Source organism: Pseudomonas sp. SMV71, assembly GCF_052042015.1.
Lineage (GTDB): Bacteria > Pseudomonadota > Gammaproteobacteria > Pseudomonadales > Pseudomonadaceae > Aquipseudomonas.
Window position 1 is genome coordinate 163,614 of the sequence record NZ_JBKGGU010000011.1, and the last position, 25,402, is coordinate 189,015.

Here is a 25,402-nt window from a genome sequence, read left to right on the forward strand (position 1 = left end):
GCGTCACGGTCCCTATCCCGGATCAGACTTTGTTGAACAGACCCAATTGAGCGATCTTGCTGAACGCTAACTGCGATGCTTGCAGCATAGTCTGCTGTAAGGTCAGGCGCGTCATCACCTCGGCCGGGTCGGAATCACGAATCGCCGACTGGGTCTGGGAGTTGGCCAAAACAAAGCTTTGGTTGGTGTCGCTCTGGGTGTCGAGAGACTGTCCGCGACCACCGACCGAACTCAACGCGCTGGTCAACTGATCAGTACCGCTGGCCAGGTTACCCATGGCCGAAGCCAGTGCCGCGTTCAGTTTCTGACCAGCGATGTTATTGCCATCGACTGGCGTTTCCAATGCCGAGCGCAACTGGTTCACGGTATCCAGAATGTTCTGCGTCTCGTGGGTGTTGACCGCGATGTTGAATTGATCGTTGGTGGCCGGGGCACCGTTGAGCGTAAAGCTCACGCCGGAGGCGGTCGCAACGTTGCCTGCCAGGGTGCCGCTGGACACCGGCTTGCTGTCTGCGGTCAGTGGCGCAGCGTACAGGTCGAAATCCGTGGCACTGGTGAATTTCATCACTGCCGATCCCGACGGAAAACTGGCGTGGTAGGCCACCGGGTCGGTGATGGCACTGCCGGTGATTTGGGTCGCCGTGGTGTTGCCCGGGCTCCGGGCCGGCGTGAAGCTGTCAGGCTTGGCCGCCAGGGTAAAGGTGTGGCCAGGCAGCACCGTGCCGGCCGCGTCGCCCGTATGAAGGTTGACGTTCAAGGTCAGGTCGACACCGCGAAAGCTCACAGTCTGCCCGGCTTGGGTGTCGGGGTTGATGACGCCGCCTTTACTGGCTTCGGCAGTTACGTCGTTGCCGCTCGAATCGGTGATTTTCAACTGGGTGCCGCTGGCGAACTCCACGGTGTACGGTTCGCCGCTGCGGAACTGACTGTTGTAGGTCACAGCGGACGAGACCTGGCCGTTGGTCAACACCACACGCCCATCATCCACCGCCGGCGCGGTCATGGTGACCTGACTGCGGCTGGTGTTGACGGCTTGCTGGAACGCTTCCCAGCCGGTGCTATTGGTGGCCATGGACATGGTGTCGCCAATCGGCAGGTCCAGGGTGACCTGGTCGCCGTTGTAGCTGTAGCTGCCGTCGTCGTTGCGGGTGAATGGCACGATGTCGCCTTTGGATCCGGCAAAGATGTACTTGCCGTTCTCATCCTTGGTGTTCATCAGGCTCAGCAGCTGCTCTTCGATCGAACCCAATTCCGAGGCCACCGCCTTGCGGTCGGAGTCGGTGTAGGCGGCATTGCCGGCGCTGACGGCCAATTCCTTGGCGCGTTGCAGCACGTTGCCGATGCTGGTCATGACCGCTTCGGTGGTGCCCAAGGTCGCCTTGATCGTGGTGACGTTCGTTTCATATTGCTTAAGCATCGACGCCTGGTTGCCCAACTGCAGCAAACGCGAAGCGCCCACCGGATCATCGGCCGCGGTGTTCACCCGCACCAGGCTGCTGGCCTCTTCGCTGGTCTTGACCACCTTGGCGAAGTTCTTCTGGTAGTTCGCAGCCGTGCTTTCGTAGAACTGAGAGGTAGAAATGCGCATGGGCTACGGCTCCTTAAAGACTGTTGATCAATGTGCTGAAGATTTGTTGCGCAGCCTTGATGATCTGCGAAGACGCGGTGTAGTACTGCTGGAACTTGACCAGGTTGCCGGTTTCTTCATCCAGGTCCACGCCCGACAGTGAGTCGCGGGCAGTCTTGGCGTTGTTCAGGATGGCGCCGGTGGCGGCGCTGTCCAGCTTGCCCTGGGCAGCCTTGGCCCCTACCCCTTCCACCAGCTTGCCGTAGGCATCGTTCAGGGAAATGCCTTTGCTGCCGGAGTTGGTGTCGACGGTCTTGGCGATCTGCAAGCCGGCCAGGACGGTGCCGTTACGGTTGTCCAGGCTACCGGCCTGGCTGAGGCTGATATTGATGCCAGCCCCCTGGGACGGCGCACCGGCGATGGACATGTCGAACGAGACGGTGCGCTGCACCGGCGGTACGGACGAATCCATGATCGGGTTGCCGCTGGCGTCCTTGAGCGGAACGCTCAGGCTCAGGGTGTTGCTCTGGCCAGGCTTGATCGTGCCGCTGCTGATCGTGCCACCCTTGGCATCGAGCAATTGGTAACCCTGGCTGGTGCCGTCGGCGGAGGTCGCGCCGAACACCACCTTGACCGGCATCGAGTTCTGGATGCCGTTCTGGATGATACTGGTGGTGGCTTCGTCGTAGATGTCCAGCTTGGTGGTCATCGCCGGCTGGCCGCTGGCCGGAATGGTCAGCGTGCCGCTGCCGCCCGGCGCGATAGCGGCGCCGAGCGGCGCGGCAATCGCCAGCCGCTTGGAGTCGGTCATCTCGGTCTTGATGCTGCCCGCCGCGTTGCGGGTCGGGGTGATCTTGAACGAGTCCCCGGCGGCCGCGGTGCCGTTGGCGAAGGTCAGCGAGAAACCGTCGACTACCGGTGGCGGCGTGGTCGCGGTGTTGAACGCGCCCATCGAGGTGCCATCGGGCAGGCGCTGGACGGTGTAGTCGCTACCGCTGGTGAAGGTGATTTTGTAGTCGTTGGTGGTCAACTTGCCGGTGTCTTCGATGGACACGTTGAAGTTGCCGGCGCCCGCACTGTTGTTCAGGGCGGCGACGCTGCGCTGGCTGATTTGCGCGGCGCTGTTGATGTTGCTGAACAGATTGGACCCGAAGGCACCGTTCTTGTCTATACCGGAGGCCTGAATGCTGTTCATCTGGTCGGCGACGACCAGCGCCACGCGGCCCAGCTCGTTCATGGCCGGGTCCAGCACGGTGCTGCGGTAGCGCATCAGACCGCCGATCTCACCGCCGGTGAGCACCTGGCTGAGGTCCATGGAACTGGAGCCACTGTTGAGCTGGATACCCATGCGCCCCGGATCGTTCTTGTCCGGCACCGCTTGAAGGGTGTTGGTGATGTTGCCCATCACCAACGGCTGTCCGGAGCCCAGATAGATGTCCAGGCTGCTGCCGTTCTCCACCACCTGAGTACCGGTGAAGGTGGAGAGCTGGCGAATGGCTTCGCCACGGGAATCCAACAGGTCGTTAGGCGCACCGCCCGCGTTAGAGACTTCGGCGATTTTCTTGTTCAACTGCGCAATGGTGGAAGCCAGGTTGTTGACCTGCTCGACCATATTCGACAAGTTGCCGTTGATGTTCTCGTTCTGTGCCGTCAATTGGCTGGCAACCGAGTTGAAACGGTTGCTCAGGGCTTGGGCATCGCTGAGCAGCAACTGGCGGGACGCATCGTCGCCCGGCTTGGCATTGACGTTCTGCACCGAAGCGAAAAACTTGGTCAGCGCGCCGTTCAGGCCGGTGCCGCTGTCGGACAGCAGGGAGTCGAGCGGCGTAATCTGCCCCTGATAGGCCGCCGCATCGCTGTTGAGCGAGGTGGTGGTCTTGAGCTGCGCTTCGAGATAGGAGTTGTATACCCGGCGCACGTCGGCCAGGGTCGTGCCGGAACCGATGAACACGTTGCCGTATTGATTCGACGCCTTGGTGGTCTGCACGGTCTGTTGACGTGAATAACCGGCGGTATCGACGTTGGCGATATTGTTACCCGTGGTCACCAACGCGGTCTGGCTTGTGGACAGACCCGACATCCCTATATTGAGCAAACTCATGGTTCAGACCTTATAAAGTCGTGGTGGCGCCTGCAGACGCGTAGTTCTGGTAACTCGTCATCTGCCGGGCTATGTTCGAAATCTTGCGGGCGTAGTTCGGGTCGGTGGCGTAACCGGCCTTCTGCAGCTCGCGTACAAATTGTTCCGGGTTATCGGCCGACTTCAGCACATCTTGATAGCGGCTGTTGCTCTGCAACAGATTGACCAAGTCGTGGAAGCTGTCGCGATAGGAGGCGTAGGAACGGAACTCGGCCGTCTCCTTGACCATCTGGCCATTGCGGAACTCGCTGGTGATCGCTCGCGCCGAATCGCCCTTCCAGTTCTGGCTCGCCTTGATACCGAACAGGTTGTGGCTGCTGCTGCCGTCAGGCTGGCGCATGACCGATTTGCCCCAACCGGTTTCCAGCGCGGCCTGGGCCACCAGATAGCGTGGATCCACGCCGATGCGGTCCGCCGCTTCCTTGGCCATCGGCAGCATCGCGTTGACGAATTCGTCGGCATCGCGGAAGGCTTTGCGGGCCGGAGCCAGCGGCGGCTGCGCGACGGCACGGCCGTAGACCTGCATGTCCGGTTTCGCGTCGGCGGCCTTGAGCGCGGCCAGCCAGTCGCCGTTGGCGAGTTCGCCGGTGGCCGGCTTGACCGCAGCGACGGCGCGATCCGGCAGCAGGTTTTGCGCAGGCACCTCGGCATTGACCGCCGCCGAAGGCACCAGCCCGGCGAGCAGCCGGTCCGCCAGTTTCGGTGGCAGGGCCAGGCGCCGCTGGTTGAGCAGTTCCATATCGTTACGATGAGCACCTTCTGTCCCCTGCGGCGCGCTCACGGCTCGCGACGCCCACAGCGGACGCTGGCCACTGGTGCGAGACAAGGGACCGTCGGTCGGCAGGGTTCCGGCAGCGACCGGGGTCGGCACCGCTGCCTTGGTGACCTTCTCCAGCGCCTCTTGCTGCTTGGCGGCCGACAACGTCGCCGCCTCGCCGGGGGCCAACGGCTTGTTCTTCGACATCTGGCGCAGCAGCACGTCAGCCAGGCCGATACCACCGCCCTCACGGGACATGGAAACAGCCAGCTGCTGGTCGTACATTTCCTGGTACTGCTTGGCCTCGGGCGTGTTCATGGGATTGTCCTTGCCCAACGCCTCGGTGGCCGAACGCATGGACTTGAGCATCTCGCCCAGGAACAGCGATTCGAATTCCTGCGCTACTTTACGCAGGTTGCCTTCGCTGTTCTTGTCGCCGACCTTGAGTTGGTTCAAGCGGTTCAGGTCCGAATAGGACGCTGAATCCCCGCTGATCAAAGCGCCCTTGCGCATATCCATGGCCAGTCCCTCAAATCACGATCAGGTCGGCTTGCAACGCGCCGGCCTGCTTCAGGGCTTCGAGGATCGCCATCAAGTCGCCTGGGGCCGCGCCGACCTGGTTCACTGCCCGGACAATTTCATCCAGGGTAGTGCCTGGCCCGAACTTGAACATCGGCTTGGCTTCCTGTTCGGCATTGACCCGCGAACGCGGCACGACCGCGGTCTGGCCGTTGGACAGCGGGCCCGGCTGGCTGACGATCGGGTCTTCGGTGATGGTCACCGTCAGGCTGCCATGAGTCACGGCGGCCGGCGAAACCTTGACGTTCTGGCCGATGACAATGGTGCCGGTACGCGAGTTGATGATGACCTTCGCCACCGCCTGGCCCGGATCGACCTCAAGGTTTTCCAGGATCGACAGGTAGTCGACTCGTTGGCTCGGGTCCATCGGCGCGGTGACACGAATCGAACCGCCGTCGATGGCCTGGGCCACGCCTGGGCCGAGCATGTCGTTGATCTTGTCGACGATGCGCTTGGCCGTGGTGAAGTCGGAACGGTTGAGGTTCAGCGTCAGGCTGTTGCCCTGGTTGAAGCCGCTCGGCACCGCACGCTCCACCGTCGCACCGCCAGGGATACGACCGGCCGACGGAACGTTGACGGTGATTCTCGAACCGTCCGCGCCCGAGGCATCGAAACCGCCAACGACCAGGTTGCCCTGGGCGACGGCGTAGACGTTGCCGTCGATCCCCTTGAGCGGTGTGAGCAGCAGCGTGCCGCCCCGCAGGCTCTTGGAGTTACCGATGGACGAGACGGTAATGTCTACCTGCTGGCCTGGCTTGGCGAACGCCGGCAGATCGGCACTGATCGACACCGCCGCGACGTTTTTCAGCTGCACGTTGCCCGAACCAGGCGGTACCTTGATGCCGAACTGCGACAACATGTTGTTGAAGGTCTGCAAGGTGAACGGCGTCTGGGTGGTCTGGTCGCCCGTACCGTTCAGGCCCACGACCAGGCCGTAGCCGATCAACTGGTTGGAACGCACGCCGGAAATGCTGGCGATGTCCTTCAGACGCTCGGCTTGAGCACTGAAGACTGCCGACATCATCAACGCACCCATCAACAGCTGCTTAAGATTCAACTTGACCACCTAGAAAGGGAACTTCGGGCTGAGGAAGAAACGGTCGAACCAGCCCGGCTGGCTCGCATCGGCAAAGGCACCGGTGCCCGAGTAGGTGATGCGCGCATCAGCCACACGAGTCGACGACACGGTGTTGTCGGTTGCTATATCGTCAGCACGAACCATGCCAGCGATTCGCACCAGCTCATCACCGGTGTTGAGGGTCAGCCATTTCTCGCCACGCACGACGATGATGCCGTTGGGCAGCACGTCGGCGACGGTCACGGTGATCGAACCGGTCAGGCTGTTGCTCTGCCCGGATTTACTGTCGCCCTTGGTGGCGCGGTCGGAGCCGTAACCGGCGTTGAGGCTCAGGTCGTTGCTGCCGATCGGGTTGTTGGTGGTCAGGCTCGAGCCGAACAGCGACGTCAGGCCGACGCTGGTCTCGCTGGTCTTGTCGATCTGCGAGTTGGCGTTCTTGCTGGCCTGGGTCCGCTCGTTCAGGGTGATGGTGATGATGTCACCGACCCGGAAGGCCTTGCGGTCGCTGTACAGGTTCTGCTCGAAACCGGCCTGGTAGATCGAGCCGTTGTTGGCGGCGGCCGGCAACGGTGTGCGCGGCAACACCGGAGCGTAATACGGGTCATTGGGCCTTGGCGTAGGCGCGACACAGCCGGCGAGCGCGGTGATCCCACTCAGTGCCAGAACAGATACAAAGCGTTTCATGACCCTACCTCTCGGTGTTGCAAGGCGACCTGCGGCCGCCTCATAAATGTAATTACAGGTTCTGCGTGACGAACGAGAGCATCTGATCCGCGGTGGAGATCACCTTGGAGTTCATTTCGTAAGCGCGCTGGGTGGTGATCATGTTGACCATCTCCTCAACGGTGCTCACGTTGGAGGTTTCCAGGGTGTTCTGCAGCGTGGTGCCGAAACCGTTCAGGCCCGGAGTGCCGACTTGCGGCGCGCCACTGGCGGCGGTCTCCAGGAACAGGTTGTTGCCCACCGCTTGCAGGCCCGCCGGGTTGATGAAGTCGGCGGTCTGCAGGTTGCCGATCACCTGTGCGGCAGGGTTGCCCGCCACGGTGATGGACACCGTGCCGTCACGGCCCACGGTAAAGGTCTGGGCATCGTTCGGGATGATGATGGCCGGTTCCAGGGCGAAACCGCTGGCGTTGACGATCTGGCCATTGGAGTCGAGGTGGAAGGTACCGTCACGGGTGTAGGACGTGGTGCCGTCCGGCTGCAGGATCTGGAAGAAACCGCGACCGTCGATGGCCATGTCCAGCGGCTGCTCGGTGGTTTGCAGGCTGCCGGCGTTGAAGTTTTTCTGGGTGCCGACAATGCGCACACCCGTACCCACTTGCAGGCCCGACGGCAGTTCGCTGTCCTGGGTCGACTGGGCACCGGGCTGGCGCTTGACCTGGTACAGCAGGTCCTGGAACTCGGCCCGATCACGTTTGAAGCCTGTGGTCGATACGTTCGCCAGGTTGTTGGAAATGGTAGACAGGTTGGTGTCCTGGGCGGACAGACCTGTTTTGGCAACCCAAAGAGCCGGAAGCATTCGTTTCTCCTCGTACGCCTGTTTTTCGGCGCGACGCTGTCAGTAATAGTTAGATTTGCAAGACCCGAGCCATGGCTTCATCGCCTTCTTTGGCCGTATTCATCATTTTCACGTGGAGCTCGAACTGCTTGGCCAGGGCCAGCACCGAAGTCATTTCATCCACTGCGTTGACGTTGCTCGCTTCCTGGAAGCCCGACACCAGTTGCACATTGGCATCGATGGGCGCCGGCTGGCCGTCCTTGGTGCGGATCGAGCCGTCCAGGCTTTTGGTCATGTTCTTGAGGTCCGGATTGACCAGCTTGATGCGGTCCACCTCAGCCATCACCCGCGGGCCTTCGCCCATCGCGCGGATGCTGATGGTGCCGTCCTGGCCAATCTCGATTTTCTGCTCTGGCGGCACGGCGATCGGACCACCGTTGCCCATGACCGGCATGCCGTTGCCGGCCCGCAGCACACCCAGGGCGTCAACGTTCAGGCTGCCGGTGCGCACATAACTTTCACCGCCATCGGGGTTCTGCACGGCCATCCAGCCCGGCCCGCTGACTGCCACATCGAGGTCACGACCGGTCTCAACCAACGCACCCGGGGTGAAGTCAGTGGCGGGACGCTCGGACATGGCAAATGCCCGCGCCGGAAAGCTGTCGCCGAATACCGGCATCGAACGCGCCTGCTCCAGGTCTTTCTGAAAACCATTGGTGGAGATGTTCGCCAGGTTGTTGGCATGGGCCCGCTGCGCCAGTGCGTTCTGGCTGGCGCCGGTCATTGCCACATAAAGGTACTTGTCCACTGTCGTTCCTCTGCATGCCGGACGGTTGCCGTCCACTGCTGTACGGCAGAGCCTTAAGCAATTTACAGACCAACTTTTTTCTGGCGGGCCCGAACCCGGTAAACAAAGGGCCTGAGGGGATTACAGAGGATAGGTCGAGGGTGTCAAAGTCGAAAAACCGGCGGTGTTATGCCGCCAGGTGGCAAGGCCTGGCACCTCGCCCGATGCCAGGCCACCTCATCGGCTGAGGAAAGTCAGGCCTTTGCCAAGGCATCGCCCAGCACACCCACCACCTGCTCCTGGTGCTCATGGGTCAAGCCGAGCCACATGGGCAAACGCAACAGGCGCTCGGAATAGCCGTCAGTCACCTCCATCGAACCCTGCACGCGTCCATAACGCAGGCCACCGGGCGATGAATGCAGCGGCACGTAATGGAACACCGCGTAGATGGCATGCCGCTTGAGCTCTTCGAGGACGGCCTGGCGCTCCACGTCAGGGGCGAGGATCACGTAGTACATGTGCGCGTTGTGCTGGCAGTTTTCAGGCACTATCGGACGCCGCAGCGCCCCTTGCCGCTCAAGCGTCGCCAGCGCCGCATGGTAATTGTCCCAGAGGGCCAGGCGGCGGTTGGTGATGGCTTGAGCTTCTTCCAACTGGGCCCAGAGGAACGCGGCGGTCATTTCCCCCGGCAGGAACGAGGAACCCACCTCCTGCCACGTGTACTTGTCTACTTCACCCCGGAAGAACCGGCTGCGATCGGTGCCTTTTTCCCGGATGATCTCGGCCCGCAACGCCAGCGCGGGATCATTGACCAGCAAGGCCCCGCCCTCCCCCGAAATCACGTTCTTGGTTTCGTGAAAGCTGAAGGCCCCCAGGTCACCGATACTGCCCAGCGCCCGCCCCTTGTAGGTCGACATCACACCTTGCGCGGCGTCTTCCACCACGGCCAGTCCATGCTTGCGGGCAATGGCCAGGATCTCGTCCATCTCGCAGGCCACACCAGCGTAGTGCACAGGTACGATGGCCTTGGTCCGTGGCGTGATCGCCGCCTCGATCAGGCGCTCGTCCAGGTTCAGGGTATCGGGCCGCACATCGACGAAGACCGGCACCGCGCCGCGCAACACGAAGGCATTGGCGGTGGAAACGAACGTATACGACGGCAGGATGACTTCGTCGCCAGGCTGGATATCCAGCAGCAACGCAGTCATTTCCAGGGCCGCGGTGCATGAATGGGTCAGCAGGGCCTTGTTGCTGCCCGTTTGCGCCTCCAGCCAGCGATGACACCGTTTGGTGAAGGGACCATCGCCGGCGAGCATGTTGCCGAACTTGGCCTGGGCGATGTAATCCAGTTCCTTGCCGGTCATGTAAGGGCGGTTGAAGAAGATCGTTTCTTTGCTCATTGCAAACTTCCCTGGATGGGCATGGTCATGGATGGCGCGCAGGACAAAACCTCAAACCGCACTGACCCGTCCACCTATCTGGCTGCCTGTATCAAGATTCTCATAGAAGTACGGGGTGAATCCGGCCCGCTTCATCGCCTGCTGGGTTTCACCGATGTCGTATTCAACCCGATGCAGCTCGAACGCCTCACCGTCCCAGGTGGCGAAACCGGCCCGAGCGTCACCATCACGGGGCTGACCAACTGAACCAGGGTTGCAGTAGACCTTGCCTTCGCCGCTCCACAGGTACTGGACATGAGTATGGCCCGAGGCGAAGTAGCGGCCAGGCAAGGGCGAAAAATACGCCTGCGAAGGTCGCACATACTCATCCAGCGGATCGTTCCAGCCACCGTGGACGATGCTCACCCCCTGTTGGTTCGAGCGCTGCGCAAGCGAGCCCAGCCAGGCCAGGTTCTGCGCCGTGACGACGCCTTGCTGGTAGTCCAGGCAGGCATTAGCGCTGTTGGAACGAGGGCATCGCTCATGCTTGGCCAGGTACCAGTCGTGGTTGCCCATCACCGAGAAGACGTCCCGCTCGCGCAGAGCGTCGCAGCATTCGTTGACCTGGCTGTAGTAACCGGCGGTGTCGCCCAGGCAGATGATCTGCGTAACACCCAGTTCGTCGAGCTTGGCCAGCACTGTCCGAAGGGCGCTGTAATTGCCATGTACGTCAGAAATGATCCCGATCATAGACAATGAAGTCCTCTATATAACGAACAGCGAAACCACTGCGCAGCGTAGGCCTGGCCAGCTTCTTGCCGCGCAGGTAATAGTCCAGGCACATGGCCGCCTCGTTGTAGCCGAATGCGCGGCGTATCGAACTGGTCGAGGAAATCCGCGGATTGATCTCCAGCAGGCTCCAGGAACCGTCGCCGCCACGCCGGAACTGCAAGTTGGTCGGCCCCTCAGGCTTGAAGGCACGGCATAACCTGACCACCACCTGTTCCAGCGAATCGTCCTGATACACCCAAGCCTTGGCGGTGGAGCCATCCGAGGCCAGGCGGCGCTGGAAAGCGATGATCGGCCCGGTGTCGCCGCGACCGTCGCCAAACGCCGCCACGGTGAACTCGTCGGCCGCACTGCCAATGATCGGCTGTGCCATGAGGTACTCACCCAGCAACGGCGCATGAGGCGTGAAGTCGCGCTCCTCGCGAACCCAGACCAGCCCTTTGGAAGCGTAGCTCCTGCGTGGCTTGAGCAGGAACGGCAGGCCCAGCGCGGCCGTGAGCGAATGAAAGTCCCCGGACAGCAGGCTGGGAATACGGCATGCATCCCCCAGCGCCACCAGCGCCTGGTCCATGGCCCATTTATCCCGGGAAAGGTCGATCAGGTGCGAATTGTTGAGCACCACCTGGCAGTCAAGCGTGGCCAACAACGCGCGGTTGTCCGACAGCCAATGGAGGTCCTGTTCGATCCCCGGAATCAGCAGGTCAACCTTGTGCCGGGCGAGGGTGTCGCCCAGCCACTGACCATATCCCGGGTCAGCGGTCAGCGGGGCTTGCTCGAATGCATCGCTCCAAGCGCGCCCGACAGCGTCGTCGTAGATATCGGTGCCGATCAGGCGCACGGCAGGGTCCGCCGCACGTAAGGACTTGAGCAGGCCATAGCCCATGATGGCCCCTACGCCAGTCACCATGACGGTCTTCATGTCAGGGTCTCCCGGTGCGCTCGCATCAACTCGAATCCCTGGCGAATGTCGATTCGCGGGGTGAAACCCGTTTGCTCGTGGAGCGCCTGCAAATCGTCGAAGGGCGGCAGGTCGGGGATGTCGTTTTTTTCCGCAAGGAAGCGGACGTCCAGCGGCTTGCCAAATGCTTCGAACGCGGCCTGGGCGATCTCGGAAAGACGCGGGGATTGCGAATGGCCGCAGTTGAAAAGCCCTGTAATGCCCTGGGTCGCTACCCGTGCGCAGAGCTCGGCAAGGTCGTTGAGGTGCAGGTAGTTGCGCCTGGCGTCGTTGCGGCCATACAACTCAACGGCCTGCCCGGATTGCGCCTTGTCCGCGATGGCGTACAACAGCGGTTGATGGGAGCGGCACTGCTCGTCACTGCCGTAGACCTGGCTGATGCGCAGGATGCTCAACCCCATGCCGCGCTCCCGGCAGTACAGGCTTGCCACTTCCTCGGCATGGCGCTTGGACAGCGAGTAGATGCCAAAGTAGGGATCCGTCACCTGGTCGCAGGCCGAACGCGACGACAGCAAGATGAAATGGCGGGCCCCGCATTGTTCCGCCAGGCGACAGGCCGCCAGCGTACCCACGCTGTTGACCAGCTCGGCGCGAACCAGCTCATTCGGCTGGCGCCCGCCGAAATCGGCAGCGGCCAACACGACAACGTCGAAGCGCTCATCGCAGGCGACGGGGACCTGGGCACTCAAGTCGAAGGCGATGTCGGCATCGCGGCGCCCCGCCAACCTGACCTGGCCATGGCGCGACAAGCTGCGAGCGACCGCCTGGCCAATGACCGAGGTACTTCCGATGACCAGGCTCCTCATGACGCGGCGACTGTCGCTTCGAGCATGAGCGCGCAACTGAGCTCCGGGTAGTCGATGCCCACGGTGCACATGGCCTGGACGATGTCTGCCCCCAGGTTCAATTCCTTCAGTTGACCGGTGGTGAAAGGCTTGAGAAACACGCCCTCCTTGCGCACCACCTCAAACCCTGCAGCTTGCAGCTCAGCCGTCAGGGACTGTAGCGAATAGCTGCGCACATGGCCCAGTTCCAGATCGCCACGGCCCAGCGCCATCATGTCGTCAAGCAACCCGGCAGCATGGCCGAAGCGCCGATGCAGGGACTCGCCATTGGGTACCAGCACGAAGCAACGACCACCCGGCGCCAGGAAACGCTTGAACCGTTGCAGCACGACCTGCGGGTCATCGACATGCTCAAGCACGAACCCCATCACGATGAGATCGAAACGCTGGTCGGTGTCGAAGGTCTCGAAATAACTTTCGACAATCTCGGCCGGGCTGTCCGGGTACTGGCCCTTGAACTGGGCGATCACCGAGGCGGAGCCATCGATGACCGTGTGTTTGCTGAAGAACTTCGAGAAGCGATGGGTACTGAAACCATGGCCCACGCCGAGCTCCAGCAGGCTTTGCGCCTGGGTGCACAGCGCCATGATGCGTTGGGGATACCAATTGAGAATGATGTTGTTGTCATACGCATAGCCAAAGCTATCGCTGTAGGCGGCGATGAAGGTATCAAGATCGTTGCTCATGTCACTGCACTCCGCTGGGCGGCCAAATAGTCATCGGTACGGTTCAATCAGCCAGCCAGGCCTGTCGCCAGGCGTCCAGGCGCTCACCTTCGAGCAGCCACTGGGCACGCACGGCCGACTGCAAGGCGTCTCCCAGGGTCGCCGAGGCCTGGCGATCCTCCAGATGCAGGCGAATCGTGCGGATCCAGTCTTGCGCCTCGTTGCTTACGCGCGACAGCGGCAATACCTCGCCACCGACAAACCCCGGCACCCGGCTGCATATGACCGGATGCCCGCAAGCGGCATGCTGCAGGACCCGCAGGTCGGCCGAGCAGGCATTGCCCAGGGTTTCGGCCATCGGTACCAAGGCAAGATCAAGGTTCAATGCCGCCAGGGCGCCCGCCAACTGCTGCTGCCCGACGCTCGGGTGCAGTTCTGCCACGAAAGGCCGCATGGCCGCCGGACAATCGCCCAGCACCACCCAGTCCACTTCGCCGGCCAACGCTGGCAGCACATCGGCCAACAGCTCGGCGTCCTTGCCACCCAGCCAGCCCAGGCGCGGCCTGACGCCTACGGCGCGCTTGCTCTGCAGGCGCCCCCAGGCGGCCGGCAGCAGGGTTTCCACCACGCGAATATCATCGTGCTGGCCCTGCAACAGTTCGGCCAGCGCCGGCGAAGAGACCAATACCCGATCGGCCTGTAGCAGCCCGAACCGCAGGCGCTCCAACAGCTCATCGGCAGAGTAATCGCCTTTCAATTCCATGTGCGGCAAGTAACCGTCCAGGTCGTAGACCGTGAACGCTTTGGAAAACGCCCTCAGACGGCTCAGGGCCAACAGCCCCGCGTCATCCAGAGGCCGCTGCAACACTACGGTGGCCGGCGCCAGGCGCTCGATCTCCACCGCCGACAACACCGTTGAAACCGCCGTACCCTCGACCTCCCCGGCTTCCAGCATGGCCCGCAATGGCTGGATCAGCCGCGAGTGCCCCGTCGCCTGCGGGTCAGTGATGCAAACCAGCAGCCTCGGCACGCTGCCTTGCAGCGGATACCAGCTCAGGTCGTTGTTTTCCAGGGTAAAGCCCTCACCGGCACGCAGCGAGAAATTGGCGTTGTAGCCAGGGTCGCGGGCCAACTGCGGCATCCAGCGGGCGAACAACGCGTCCTCCTGCTCGCGGCTCGCACGAGGAGCCGGCAGCGGGTCGACCAACAGGCGTGCGAAAGGCGTCCAGACGTTCAGGTAACCCGCCTGATGCAACTTCAGGCATAGGTCGACAGGGGCCCAGGGCGCCAACAACGGATCGGTGTCGAAGCCGCCCGCCTCGATGAACAACGCCCGACGCAGCATCAGGCACTCACCGTCCACCGCGCAGCAGCTCTGCTCAAGCCCCAGCCGCCCCATGTAGCCCGCCACCTGGGATGACACACCCTCGAAAGCCCGACCCACCGTTCCTCCCAACCCCAACACCAGGCCCGCCTGGCGAATGCGCCCCTGGTTGTCCTGGGACTTGCCGCCCACGGCGCCGACTTCCGGGCGCTGGGCCTGGTTGAGCAACGCGTGCAACCAGCCGGGCTCCAGCACGGCGGCATGGGCATCAAGCCACAACAGGTACTCGCCACGCGCTTCCTGCGCTGCCGCATTGCACATGGCCGCACGGGATTGTCCCGGCATGAAACGCAACACCTGGAAACGGCCTTCGCCCATTTCCTCGACCAGCGCCAGCCACTCCAGCAAGGCAGGGTCGTCGCCGCCCGGCTCGACCAGCAAGACTTCGAAGTCCACGGCGCTGGTCTGGATCAGCAGGCTTTCCAGGCAGCGCTGGAAATTGACCAGTTGCCCTTCGAGGTAGATCACAATGCTGACCGAGGCCTGGCGCTCATGGCCGTAGTCGATGCGGTAACCGCCGGGCTGCATGTCCAGGGCGATCGCCTGCCCTTGAACGTAGCCACGCGCCTGCAGATGCGCCTCGATGACCGCACGCTCATCGGCGCAGTCCGACGGCCTCGGCTCGTTGGCGATCAGCAGGGGCTCGCTGACATGCCCCACGCTCTGCCCACCTTGCTCGCTGATCAGGCGCAACTGATAGGCCAGCTCGAAGGCTCCGCCGCAGGCCTCGTCGAAACCGCACAGCTGCACCAGCGCTTCGCGACGGTACATCCAGTGACGGGAAAAACTGGCCGGATTGGCCAATAGCAAGTCCAGGTTCAGGTCGGGGCGCAGCGCGACATTGACCACGCCAGCCATGCGCAGCGCCTCGTCGGCGTACACCGCCAGGCAATTGTCGGGGGCGTCGATCAGGTTCAGCGCCGTCACCTGCAAGCCTGCGGCCACGAACTCCTCCCCCGCCTCGACCATCATCACCCAGTCGCTCTGGATGCCCGCGAGCAAGCCATTGATCGCAGTCACCGGCTGCCTCGGATCACAGGCCAACCACTGGACGTTGGCGCGCGCCGGATCGACGCCGCCCATCACGCACACATGGATACGCTGGTACAACTGTCGATCCAGGCTGTCGAGGGTGTGAGCCAACGCCAGTGGGTTGCCGTCATCGCGGACCAGGACCGTGAAGCTGGGCGCCGTCGAGCTCGCCAAGCGCTCGTTGACCAAGCGCAACTGCTGGGCCGTCGGGTAGCGCTGGCGCAACCAGTCGAGCGCCCCCAGGCGGTTGCCGACAGCTTCCCGGGCGGCGGTCGCCTGGGTCCTGGCAATGAACACATCCAATTGCTGCCAGAAAGACGCGGTGCGCTCAACGTAACGCTGCAAGGCGTCGCCGAGGCTGGCCCGTGCATGTTCCAGCGGGTTCGGCTGGTCGAGCATGGCAAAGCCGACGCTGCCGAAGAAACTGGTGTCGAGCAGGGGCTGGTCGACGCCATGCCCCGGAATGAAAATCACCGGGCAGCCGCACAGCACCGCCATCACGCAGGTCATCGACCACTCGTAGGAATACATCACCTCGGCCTTGCGCAACACCTTGGCCAGTTCTGGCAGGGTCAGGGGATTGGCCATGCTCAGCAAACGAATGTCGGCGGGCAGTTGCGCGTAGTCGATCTTTTCCAGCGGGTGGCGGTTCTGATAGAGATAGCTACCCTCGCGCACAGCATCGGTGCCCACGCTGGAGAACATTTCGATGTCGATGGTCGGCAGGCACAGCAGGTCGCCGTCAGGGTCGCCCCGGTGCTCGGCGAGCCGGGCGGCGTAATAGAAAAACAAGTCGGTGGGCGCCGCGTCCATGCCGTTTCCGGTCAGGAAGCCCTCGAAGTTCAACAGAAAACGCGCCACGACCGAACAGTTCAGCGGGTTGCCAGGGAACACCTCGGGATACACCGCGATCGGCACTTTGCCGGCGGCCTTGTGACGCTGTTTGATCGCAGATGTAATCACCGGTGTCTTGAGGTCTGGATTGACTACCTCGGTGCCGCAGATGTAAGCCTCGCGTCCGCTGAGGTTAAGCATATGGCAGAGGTAGTGCAGCGAGACCACGCCCGACGACGATTCACGGTAGGCAGGCGCGGCGAAATAGTAGGGATGCTCGGGTTTGGCGTACATCAGCCGCAAACGCGCCAACGCCTGTTCAAGCGAATGAGCGTCCAACTGCGCGGGGTTCGACATCGGGTGCATCTCCACGATCAAATCAAACAGGGTGTGACTGGCGAGCTCGCTCAGAAAGCCCCTCGGTTTATGAAAGCCGATGCGTCCGCGCCGGTATTGAACAACAGATCAATGATGCTGACTGCGTGCTGGAAGTCGCCGTACACCTGCGAGTATTCGGGGTAGCCGGTGTAACTCATGTAGGACACCTTGATCCCATTAGCGGCGAACGCCGCCTCGTCGAGGTAATGACTGGCCGCCGGTCCAGAGAGGTATTCGTCGGCACCGAGCGTCTGGCACAGGTGGATCAGCCGCTCATTCTTGCCCTCCGTGCGCCCTAGATCCTCGGAACGGTAAAGCGGCGTATGAATACCCAGCAACGGGCATAGACCGCAGATGAACAGATGATTGATCTGGCTCAGGTGGGTCAGGTCGGCGGCCTGCTCGTACAGCGCCCGGATCGGCGCATGCATTTGGGAAAAACACGGCGCGCGTCGGTAGCTTTGCTCGATGGTTTTCCAGTGCGCGGCGGCCCAACCAGGGTCACTGACCTGAACCTCATTGATCAATTGGCCGAGACGACTTTTCTTCTTGACCGCAATACTCAGCCAATACTCGCCTTGGGCAGTCTTGATCTTGTTACGGTTGCGCCAATCGCTGCGGGTGTACTGGACATCGTCATACAGAACGAAGGCATCGACGCTACGCATCATGTCGAAATAGCCCTTCCAGGGAATGTAATTCGACTGCACCACTGCAATTTTCTTAGGCATTGTGAATCTCACGTTCGCAGCGGAAGGGGACGGTGCCCTGTCAAAAAATCGCCGCCGAATCTGAATAGCGGGGAACCGTGCTCGGTCGAGCAAATCCCATACCAACTATTTCAGCCGCCGCTCCGTCAGGACTCCGCCTTGCCCACCTCATACGCCCGCAACTTATTGGCAATGGTGGTATGCGAAACCCCCAACCGCTTGCCCAACTGCCGGCTGCTGGGATGCTCGGAATACAGGCGCTCCAACACCGCTTTCTCGAAACGCCCGACGATCTCGTCGAGGTCGCCTTCCAGGGAAAAATCGCCAAGCGGCTGACGCACGCCGTAGTCCGGCAGGCGGATGTGCTCGACCTTGACGGTTGCGCCGTCACACAGGGAAACGGCCTGGAACAAAACGTTTTCCAACTGGCGGACATTGCCTGGCCAATGGTAACGACTGAGACGGTCCATTGCCGCCGGGGCCAGTTTTGGCAGCGCACAACCGATCTGCCGGCTGGCCTGGTCGAGAAAATGCTCCACCAGCGGCGCCAGGCCATCGAGGCATTCGCGCAGGGGTGGAATGTGCAGCGACAGGACATTCAAACGGTGGTACAGATCCTGACGGAATTCCCCTCGGGCGCACAGCTCGGACAGATCCACCTGAGTCGCGCAGATCACCCGCACATCCAGGTACACCTCTTCATCGCTGCCGACACGACGGAAGCAGCCGTCCTGTAAAAAGCGCAGCAATTTCACTTGCAAGCGCGGGCTCATCTCCCCTACCCCGTCGAGAAACAGCGTGCCGCCCGCCGTCAGTTCCAACAATCCGAGCTTGCCCTCGGCTCGAGCCCCTTCGAACGCCCCCGGACCATAGCCGAACAACTCGGTCTCGGCCATGGACTCCGGCAGGCCGGCGCAATTGAGGGCCATCAGCGGCGACTGGCCTCGCGGGCTTGCCAGGTGGCAGGCACGAGCGAGCAGTTCCTTGCCGGTGCCGGTTTCACCTTCTATCAATAGCGGGGCATCCAGCGGCGCCATGCGCCGGGCCTCACGGACCACCGCCGCCATGACCTTGGAGCTCTGGAAAATACTGTCGAAACCGCGCAGTTCCTGCTTGCGCACGTTATAGATACGCTCGCCCACCCGGTCGGCCCGATGCAGGGTCAGCACCGCACCGGCCATGGCCTCGCTGTCGTCGTGCTCCGATTGCAGAGGCGCGATGTCGGCCAGGAATACGTCGCCCTTGACCTTGACCCGCAACCCGTTGATCCGCGACTGGTTGGCCCGCACCAGTTCCGGCAGGTCGAAATCCTCGGCGTAGCGCGACAGCGGAATGCCCGGCACCTCATCCACCCGCACCCCGAGCAACTGCGCCGCCGCCCGGTTGGCCGCCACGATGGAACCGCCCATGTCGATGGACAGCACCGGAAACTCCAGGGCACCGAGCAAGGCGTTGAGCTCCATGTGTCGACGCTCGCTGGGCATCAGTCCCACGCGCTTGACGCCGAACACTCCGGCGATATTTTCGAACTTCGGGCGCAACGCCTGGAACTGAATGTTGATCAGGTTCGGGCAATGCAGATAGATCGCGTTGCCGTGCTCACCGCCGACTTCACCACGAGCGACGTTGATGCCGTATTCCACCAGCAGGTTGAGGATGTCCCGCAGGATGCCGATGCGGTTCTGGCAATGGACTTTGATGCGCATGGAAGGACTCGGATGTGTAGGAGACAAGGCGCCATTGAAGCCACCCACATCCCGTGGCGAGGTAGCTTGCTCCCGCTGGGGCGCGCAGCGGCCCCTGATTTCAGGGCTACTGCGTAGCCCAGCGGGAGCAAGCTACCTCGCCACGGGATTGAGCAGGGCGTTTTTCATTGCGTAGCGCAAATAGTTGTCAAGATTATGTGACAGCTATAGGCCAATTCCTAGCCTGATATCTCGACAACTGCGCCCACTCAAGCCAATCCGTAACGAAAAATTTACGAATAGCCCTGCTGTCCGCCGAATCCGCCCACGACCCTCTGCTGCAAATCCCCCTGCCCTGGGTTATCTCTAATGCATCGCTGGACATAACAACAAACAGCCTTTCCCGGTTTCAAAGCCTGGAAAACAGCAGGAGAACAGCATGAAGCAGACGCACTACGTGGCCCGCGAGCCCGATGCGCAAGGTTTTATTCACTACACCGCCGAAGAACACGCGGTGTGGAATACGCTGATCACCCGCCAGCTGAAAGTCATCGAAGGCCGTGCGTGCCAGGAGTACCTGGACGGCATCGACAAGCTCGGCTTGCCCCACGACCGCATTCCCCAACTGGACGAAATCAACAAGGTGCTGGGTGAAACCACCGGCTGGCAAGTCGCCCGGGTGCCGGCGCTGATCCCCTTCCAGACCTTCTTCGAATTGCTCGCCAGCAAGCAGTTTCCGGTTGCCACCTTCATACGCACCCGTGAAGAACTGGATTACCTGCAAGAGCCGGATATTTTCCACGAGATCTTCGGCCACTGCCCATTGCTGACCAACCCCTGGTTCGCCGAATTCACCCACACCTACGGCAAACTCGGCCTACAGGCGTCCAAGGAAGAACGCGTGTATCTGGCGCGCCTGTATTGGATGACCATCGAGTTCGGCCTGGTGGATACTCCCCAGGGCCGACGCATCTACGGCGGCGGTATTCTCTCGTCACCCAAGGAAACCGTGTACTGCCTGTCGGACGAGCCGGAGCATCAGCCGTTCGATCCGTTGGAAGCCATGCGCACGCCGTATCGTATCGACATCCTGCAACCGTTGTACTTTGTCCTGCCTGAGCTCAAGCGCCTGTTCGATCTGGCCCATGAAGACATCATGGGCATGGTCCAGCGTGGCCAGGAGCTGGGCCTGCACGCACCGAAATTTCCGCCGAAAGCCGCCTGAATGGCGTTTTTTACGCTCAAGTGAGTCTGTTGCGACCCGCGGCTTTGCTTTAGCGTGGGTGGCATCGACATTTTTCAAATATTCGCTCCAGGAAACACACCATGAACGCTCTGAACCAAGCCCATTGCGAAGCCTGTCGTGCCGACGCCCCGCAAGTCAGCGACGAAGAACTGCCGGTCCTGATCAAGCAGATCCCGGATTGGAACATCGAAGTGCGCGACAGCGTGATGCAATTGGAGAAGGTTTTCCTGTTCAAGAATTTCAAGCACGCACTGGCCTTCACCAACGCCGTCGGTGAAATCTCCGAGGCCGAAGGTCACCATCCCGGCCTGCTGACCGAGTGGGGCAAAGTCACCGTGACCTGGTGGAGCCACTCCATCAAGGGCCTGCATCGTAATGACTTCATCATGGCCGCGCGCACCGATGAAGTCGCCAAGACCGCCGAGGGCCGCAAGTAATGCACTTCGATGCCATCGGCCGCGTACCCGGCGATCCGATCCTCGGACTGATGGAGGCCTACGGGGCCGACAGCAACCCGAGCAAGTTCGACCTGGGGGTGGGCGTCTATAAGGACGCCCAAGGCCTGACGCCGATTCTCGGATCGGTGAAGCAGGCTGAACAGCGTCTGGTGGATCGCCAGACCACCAAGACCTACATCGGTGGCCATGGCGATGCCGATTTCGGTCGGTTGATCAACGAACTGGTGCTGGGTGCCGGCTCGGAGTTGATCGCGCAAAAACGCGCCGGCGCCACCCAGACTCCGGGCGGCACGGGGGCGCTGCGCCTGAGTGCCGACTTCATCGCCCAATGCCTGCCGGGTCGTGGCGTCTGGCTGAGCAACCCGACCTGGCCGATCCACGAAACCCTCTTCGCTGCGGCCGGGGTCAAGGCCAGCCATTACCCTTACGTGGGCGCCGACAACCGCTTGGACTTCACAGCGATGCTGGCGACCCTGAACCAGGTACCTTCGGGTGATGTGGTGCTGTTGCACGCCTGCTGCCACAACCCCACCGGCTTCGACCTGTCCCAGGACCAGTGGCGCCAGGTGTTGGAGGTGGTGCGCAGCCGCAGCCTGCTGCCGTTGATCGACTTCGCCTACCAGGGCTTTGGCGATGGTCTGGAGCAGGACGCCTGGGCGGTCCGGCTGTTTGCCGAGACATTGCCGGAGATGTTGATCACCAGTTCCTGTTCGAAGAACTTCGGCCTGTACCGCGACCGCATCGGCGCACTGATCGTCTGCGCCAGGGATACCGACAAGTTGCTGGATATCCGCAGCCAGTTGGCCCACGTCGCCCGTAACCTCTGGTCGACGCCGCCGGATCATGGCGCAGCGGTCGTGGCGACGATCCTTGGCGATGCCCGACTCAAAAGCCAGTGGGCCGAAGAAGTGGAAAGCATGCGCCTGCGCATCGCCCAGTTACGCAGCGGTCTGCTGGATGCCCTCGAACCCCATGGGTTGCGCGAGCGCTTTGCCCATATCGGTGTGCAACGCGGGATGTTCTCCTACACCGGCCTGGCGCCGGAACAGGTCCGGCAGCTGCGCGAGCGGCACAGTGTGTACATGGTTGGCACCGGCCGGGCCAATGTGGCAGGCATCGACGCCACACGCCTGAGCCTACTGGCCGAGGCGATTGCGGACGTTTGCAGATAATAGAGACAGCTCAAACACGTGGCGAGGGAGCTTGCTCCCGCTGGGCTGCGCAGCAGACCCCTTTTGCGGTTGCTTCGCACCCGAGCGGGAGCAAGCTCCCTCGCCACGGTAATCATGAATGCCTGAGGTGGAACGTTATCCTCCGGATCTACGCCCCCGTCCACTCACTGACGAATTCAGCCGTATTTTCTTTCGGCGCGACCCGGGCTTCTTTCTGCGGAGTGCCCAGGTACAGGAAACCGATCACCTCTTCGCCGTCCGCCAGACCGAACCCTTCGGCGACGTGGGGTGAGTAGGCCAGTTCCCCCGTGCGCCATACGCCGCCAATACCCTGAGCATACGCGGCCAGCAGGATCCCGTGGGCCGCGCAGCCGGCCGCCAGCAGCTGCTCGGATTTGGGTATTTTGAAATGGTCCTGCAAACGAGCGATCACCACCACGACCAGCGGTGCACGCAGCGGACCATTAAGGGCCTTTTCCACTACGGCCTCAGGCACCAGCGGATCATTGAAGCGTGCCGCTTCGGCCAGTAGTTCGCCCATGCGATAGCGCGCCTGCCCTTCGACTGTCAGAAAACGCCAGGGCCGCAACTGGCCGTGGTCCGGCGCGCGCATGGCAGCGGCGAACATGATCTCGCGCTGTTCGGGGGTGGGTGCCGGGTCCACCAGGCGCGGGACGGAAACACGGTTGAGCAAAGCGTCGAGAGCCTGCATCGGCCATCTCCCTGATAAAAATGTCCGGCTATTCTAGTGGCTGCGGGAGAAGTCCGTCAGCGCAAATTCGTCTTGCACTGCCCACGCCTGCCGCACCGAGCCCGCCGGCGGTTGGTTTACATGCTTCTTGCCACGGGTAGAATGGCGCCCTTCCCTTTTTCAGCCCGAGCGGACTTCATGGCGTTGCCGACCCTGCGGATCATTGGTTTCATCATCGGCATCTTCCTGATCACCCTGGCGATCTTCATGGTCGTGCCGATGGCCACCCTGGTGGTCTTCGAGCGCACCCGCGACCTGCCATCGTTCCTCTGGTCGAGCATGATCACCTTCCTTGCCGGCCTGGCCCTGGTGCTGCCCGGACGCCCGGAACACGTACACCTGCGCCCCCGAGACATGTACCTGCTGACCGTCAGCAGCTGGCTGGTGGTGTGTATCTTCGCGGCGCTGCCGTTCTTGCTGACCCAGCACATCAGCTACACCGATTCGTTCTTCGAAAGCATGTCAGGCATCACCGCCACGGGCGCCACGGTCCTCAGCGGCCTGGACAACATGTCTCCAGGCATCCTGATGTGGCGCTCGCTGCTGCACTGGCTCGGCGGGATCGGCTTCATCGGCATGGCGGTGGCGATCCTGCCGCTGCTGCGCATCGGTGGCATGCGGCTGTTCCAGACCGAGTCGTCGGACCGTTCGGAAAAAGTCATGCCCCGCTCGCACATGGTGGCCAGGCTGATCGTGTCGTCCTACGTGGGCATCACGATCCTTGGCACGCTGGCGCTCTGGTGGGCCGGGATGAGCCTGTTCGACGCCATCAACCATTCCATGTCTGCCATCTCCACCGGCGGTTTTTCCACATCGGACCTGTCCCTGGCCAAATGGACCCAACCGGCGGTGCACTGGGTCGCCATCGTCATCATGATCCTCGGCAGCCTGCCCTTCGCCCTGTATGTCGCCATGCTGCGCGGCCATCGCCGGGCGCTGATCAAGGACCAGCAGGTCCAGGGCCTGATCGGCGTACTGCTGGTGACCTGGCTGGTGCTCGGCACCTGGTACTGGGCGACCACCGACCTGCACTGGCTGGATGCCTTGCGGCACGTGGCGCTGAACGTGACGTCGATTGTCACCACCACCGGTTTCGCCCTGGGCGACTACAGCCTGTGGGGCAACTTCTCGCTGATGCTGTTCTTCTACCTGGGATTCGTCGGCGGTTGCTCCGGCTCGACCGCCGGCGGAATCAAGATCTTCCGCTTCCAGGTCGCCTACATCCTGCTGCGGGCCAACCTCATGCAACTGATCCACCCGCGGGCGGTGATCAAGCAGAAGTACAACGGTCACCGCCTCGACGAAGAAATCGTCCGTTCGATCCTGACGTTCTCGTTCTTCTTCGCCATCACCATCTGCGTGATCGCCCTCTTGCTGTCGCTGTTGGGCGTGGAATGGATGACCGCGCTGACCGGGGCCGCCAGTACCGTGTCCGGCGTCGGTCCGGGGCTGGGGGAAACCATCGGTCCGGCCGGCAACTTCGCACCGCTGCCGGATGCCGCGAAATGGATCTTGTCAGCGGGGATGCTGCTGGGGCGCCTGGAGATCATCACGGTGTTCGTGCTGTGTATCCCGGCGTTCTGGCGCCACTGACCGGCGCCACCACGCTCGCCAGCCGTGTCCGGTATTCGCCGGGCGTGGTGTCGAACCAACGACGAAAGGCCCGGAAAAAGTTACTCGGGTCAGCAAACCCCAGCAGATAAGCGATCTCCAGCAACGTCATGGCCGGTTGTGCCAGGTATTGCTCGGCCAGTTCCCGGCGGGTGTCGTCGAGCAAGCTCTGGAAGCTGGTGCCCTCTTCCTGCAAACGCCGCTGCAAGGTGCGCTGGGACAAGTGCAGCGTCTGCGCCACCACGTCACGCTTGGGCTCGCCCTGCGGCAACAGTCGACACAGCACCTGCCGCGCCTTGTGGGTCACGCGACTTTCCGAAAACCGCGCCAGGTACTCCCCGGCGAACCGATCATGGAGCAAGGCCATGGCTTCGTTGGCCGTGGGCAGGGGGGCTTCCAGGTCGGCCCGTTCGAAGATCAGCGCATCATGGGGCGCGCCGAATACCAGCGGTGCGGGAAAGGCCTGCTGGTAAGGCGTCAGGTCCAAAGGTTCGGGGCCTTGGAACAATACCTTCACCGGACGCAGGGCGCGGCCGGTCAACCAGTTGCACAGCGCCAGCGCACAGGCCAGGGACGCTTCGGCACTCTGCCGGGTGGGTGGCAGGTGATCGCCGTGCACCGTCAGGATCAGCCCATAGCCCTCCCCCAACTGGCGAAAACTCAACTCGGCACTTTCGGCGATAATCCGTTGGTAACGCACCAGGCGCTGGAAACCTTCCAGCAGCGTGCGGCTGGACATCAGGGCGTAGCCCACCACATGGAACGACGCCGGACGCGCCACCTTGCCCATGTTCAAGCCGATGGCCGGGTTGCCGGACACCTCCACCGCCCGTTGCCAGAGCCGGGTCATCGAGTCCTGGGGAAAACGCGCATCCGGGTCGTCCAGCGCATCGAAGTCCAGCCCCAGTTGCTTGAACAGCGCCCGGCAGTCGAGGCCGTCCATTTCCAGCGCCTTGACAATCCCCATCGCCCAGCTTGAAGAAGTCGTTCGTTCGTGCATGACGGTCTACTTGCATGACGAGCCGCAGGGTACGGCCGGATTTGCGAAGGATACTAAAGTGGCGCCCATTGTCACTGGCCGTTGTGAATGATCGCT

General features: G+C 62.2%; 21 protein-coding genes. 4 read left to right on the forward strand and 17 right to left on the reverse strand.

Going from position 1 to position 25,402, the window contains the following annotated elements:
* Positions 1 to 22: 22 nt before the first annotated feature.
* The 15 genes from ACLEJQ_RS13735 to ACLEJQ_RS13805 form a co-directional block, all read right to left on the reverse strand.
* Entirely contained in the window at positions 23 to 1,588 is a 1,566-nt protein-coding gene (locus ACLEJQ_RS13735) for a flagellar hook-associated protein 3 (protein ID WP_440795774.1), read from the reverse strand.
* Positions 1,589 to 1,601: 13 nt separating this feature from the next.
* Positions 1,602 to 3,668 (reverse strand): flagellar hook-associated protein FlgK, encoded by a 2,067-nt coding sequence (gene flgK, locus ACLEJQ_RS13740; RefSeq protein WP_440795776.1) that lies wholly within the window; start codon positions 3,666 to 3,668, stop codon positions 1,602 to 1,604.
* Positions 3,669 to 3,678: 10 nt separating this feature from the next.
* Positions 3,679 to 4,983, reverse strand: a complete 1,305-nt coding sequence (gene flgJ / locus ACLEJQ_RS13745) for a flagellar assembly peptidoglycan hydrolase FlgJ (protein WP_440795778.1) — start codon at positions 4,981 to 4,983, stop codon at positions 3,679 to 3,681.
* A 10-nt stretch (positions 4,984 to 4,993) separates the two neighbouring features.
* Positions 4,994 to 6,079 (reverse strand): flagellar basal body P-ring protein FlgI, encoded by a 1,086-nt coding sequence (locus ACLEJQ_RS13750; RefSeq protein ID WP_440795847.1) that lies wholly within the window; start codon positions 6,077 to 6,079, stop codon positions 4,994 to 4,996.
* A 30-nt stretch (positions 6,080 to 6,109) separates the two neighbouring features.
* Positions 6,110 to 6,805 (reverse strand): flagellar basal body L-ring protein FlgH, encoded by a 696-nt coding sequence (gene flgH / locus ACLEJQ_RS13755; RefSeq protein WP_440795780.1) that lies wholly within the window; start codon positions 6,803 to 6,805, stop codon positions 6,110 to 6,112.
* 52 nt (positions 6,806 to 6,857) lie between these two features.
* Positions 6,858 to 7,643, reverse strand: coding sequence for a flagellar basal-body rod protein FlgG (flgG, locus tag ACLEJQ_RS13760; RefSeq protein WP_053154880.1), 786 nt, complete (start codon positions 7,641 to 7,643; stop codon positions 6,858 to 6,860).
* Between the two features lie 49 nt (positions 7,644 to 7,692).
* Entirely contained in the window at positions 7,693 to 8,430 is a 738-nt protein-coding gene (locus ACLEJQ_RS13765) for a flagellar basal body rod protein FlgF (RefSeq protein WP_440795782.1), read from the reverse strand.
* A 233-nt stretch (positions 8,431 to 8,663) separates the two neighbouring features.
* Complete coding sequence (rffA, locus tag ACLEJQ_RS13770) at positions 8,664 to 9,809, reverse strand: dTDP-4-amino-4,6-dideoxygalactose transaminase (RefSeq protein WP_053146445.1); 1,146 nt, start codon at positions 9,807 to 9,809, stop codon at positions 8,664 to 8,666.
* 51 nt (positions 9,810 to 9,860) lie between these two features.
* Positions 9,861 to 10,538, reverse strand: coding sequence for a metallophosphoesterase family protein (locus ACLEJQ_RS13775; protein WP_440795784.1), 678 nt, complete (start codon positions 10,536 to 10,538; stop codon positions 9,861 to 9,863).
* On the reverse strand, positions 10,519 to 11,496 hold the full coding sequence (locus ACLEJQ_RS13780; protein WP_440795786.1) for an ATP-grasp domain-containing protein: 978 nt from the start codon (positions 11,494 to 11,496) through the stop codon (positions 10,519 to 10,521). The genes ACLEJQ_RS13775 and ACLEJQ_RS13780 overlap by 20 nt, the downstream gene beginning before the upstream one ends.
* Positions 11,493 to 12,341: an NAD-dependent epimerase/dehydratase family protein gene (locus ACLEJQ_RS13785; RefSeq protein WP_440795787.1), complete on the reverse strand. Its 849-nt coding sequence runs from the start codon at positions 12,339 to 12,341 to the stop codon at positions 11,493 to 11,495. Before ACLEJQ_RS13785 ends, ACLEJQ_RS13780 begins: the two co-directional genes overlap by 4 nt.
* The gene (locus ACLEJQ_RS13790) at positions 12,338 to 13,066 is read right to left on the reverse strand and encodes a class I SAM-dependent methyltransferase (protein ID WP_440795789.1); all 729 of its coding nucleotides are present in this window, start codon (positions 13,064 to 13,066) and stop codon (positions 12,338 to 12,340) included. Before ACLEJQ_RS13790 ends, ACLEJQ_RS13785 begins: the two co-directional genes overlap by 4 nt.
* Positions 13,067 to 13,109: 43 nt before the next feature.
* Positions 13,110 to 16,652, reverse strand: coding sequence for a glycosyltransferase (locus ACLEJQ_RS13795; protein WP_440795791.1), 3,543 nt, complete (start codon positions 16,650 to 16,652; stop codon positions 13,110 to 13,112).
* A 50-nt stretch (positions 16,653 to 16,702) separates the two neighbouring features.
* Positions 16,703 to 17,404, reverse strand: coding sequence for a WbqC family protein (locus tag ACLEJQ_RS13800; protein WP_440795793.1), 702 nt, complete (start codon positions 17,402 to 17,404; stop codon positions 16,703 to 16,705).
* Positions 17,405 to 17,529: 125 nt separating this feature from the next.
* Positions 17,530 to 19,089: a sigma-54-dependent transcriptional regulator gene (locus ACLEJQ_RS13805; RefSeq protein ID WP_440795795.1), complete on the reverse strand. Its 1,560-nt coding sequence runs from the start codon at positions 19,087 to 19,089 to the stop codon at positions 17,530 to 17,532.
* Positions 19,090 to 19,507: 418 nt separating this feature from the next.
* Between ACLEJQ_RS13805 and phhA the strand changes: the two genes are divergently transcribed.
* The 3 genes from phhA to ACLEJQ_RS13820 all read left to right on the forward strand — a co-directional run bounded on the left by phhA (position 19,508) and on the right by ACLEJQ_RS13820 (position 21,944).
* On the forward strand, positions 19,508 to 20,293 hold the full coding sequence (phhA, locus tag ACLEJQ_RS13810; RefSeq protein ID WP_440795797.1) for a phenylalanine 4-monooxygenase: 786 nt from the start codon (positions 19,508 to 19,510) through the stop codon (positions 20,291 to 20,293).
* A 101-nt stretch (positions 20,294 to 20,394) separates the two neighbouring features.
* Positions 20,395 to 20,751 (forward strand): 4a-hydroxytetrahydrobiopterin dehydratase, encoded by a 357-nt coding sequence (locus ACLEJQ_RS13815; protein WP_440795799.1) that lies wholly within the window; start codon positions 20,395 to 20,397, stop codon positions 20,749 to 20,751.
* Positions 20,751 to 21,944 carry an amino acid aminotransferase gene (locus tag ACLEJQ_RS13820; protein WP_440795801.1) on the forward strand — a complete coding sequence of 398 codons (1,194 nt, stop codon included), beginning with the start codon at positions 20,751 to 20,753 and terminating at the stop codon, positions 21,942 to 21,944. The genes ACLEJQ_RS13815 and ACLEJQ_RS13820 overlap by 1 nt, the downstream gene beginning before the upstream one ends.
* A 148-nt stretch (positions 21,945 to 22,092) precedes the next feature.
* Here the strand turns inward: ACLEJQ_RS13820 and ACLEJQ_RS13825 are convergent, their stop codons facing one another.
* Positions 22,093 to 22,656: an NAD(P)H nitroreductase gene (locus tag ACLEJQ_RS13825; RefSeq protein ID WP_440795803.1), complete on the reverse strand. Its 564-nt coding sequence runs from the start codon at positions 22,654 to 22,656 to the stop codon at positions 22,093 to 22,095.
* Positions 22,657 to 22,833: 177 nt separating this feature from the next.
* Here ACLEJQ_RS13825 and ACLEJQ_RS13830 point away from each other — a divergent pair, with 177 nt between their 5' ends.
* A complete protein-coding gene (locus tag ACLEJQ_RS13830; RefSeq protein ID WP_440795805.1) occupies positions 22,834 to 24,288 on the forward strand; it encodes a TrkH family potassium uptake protein in 1,455 nt (484 codons plus the stop codon).
* Here ACLEJQ_RS13830 and ACLEJQ_RS13835 read toward each other — a convergent pair.
* Entirely contained in the window at positions 24,245 to 25,306 is a 1,062-nt protein-coding gene (locus tag ACLEJQ_RS13835) for an AraC family transcriptional regulator (RefSeq protein ID WP_440795807.1), read from the reverse strand. The genes ACLEJQ_RS13830 and ACLEJQ_RS13835 overlap by 44 nt on opposite strands.
* Positions 25,307 to 25,402 lie beyond the last annotated feature (96 nt).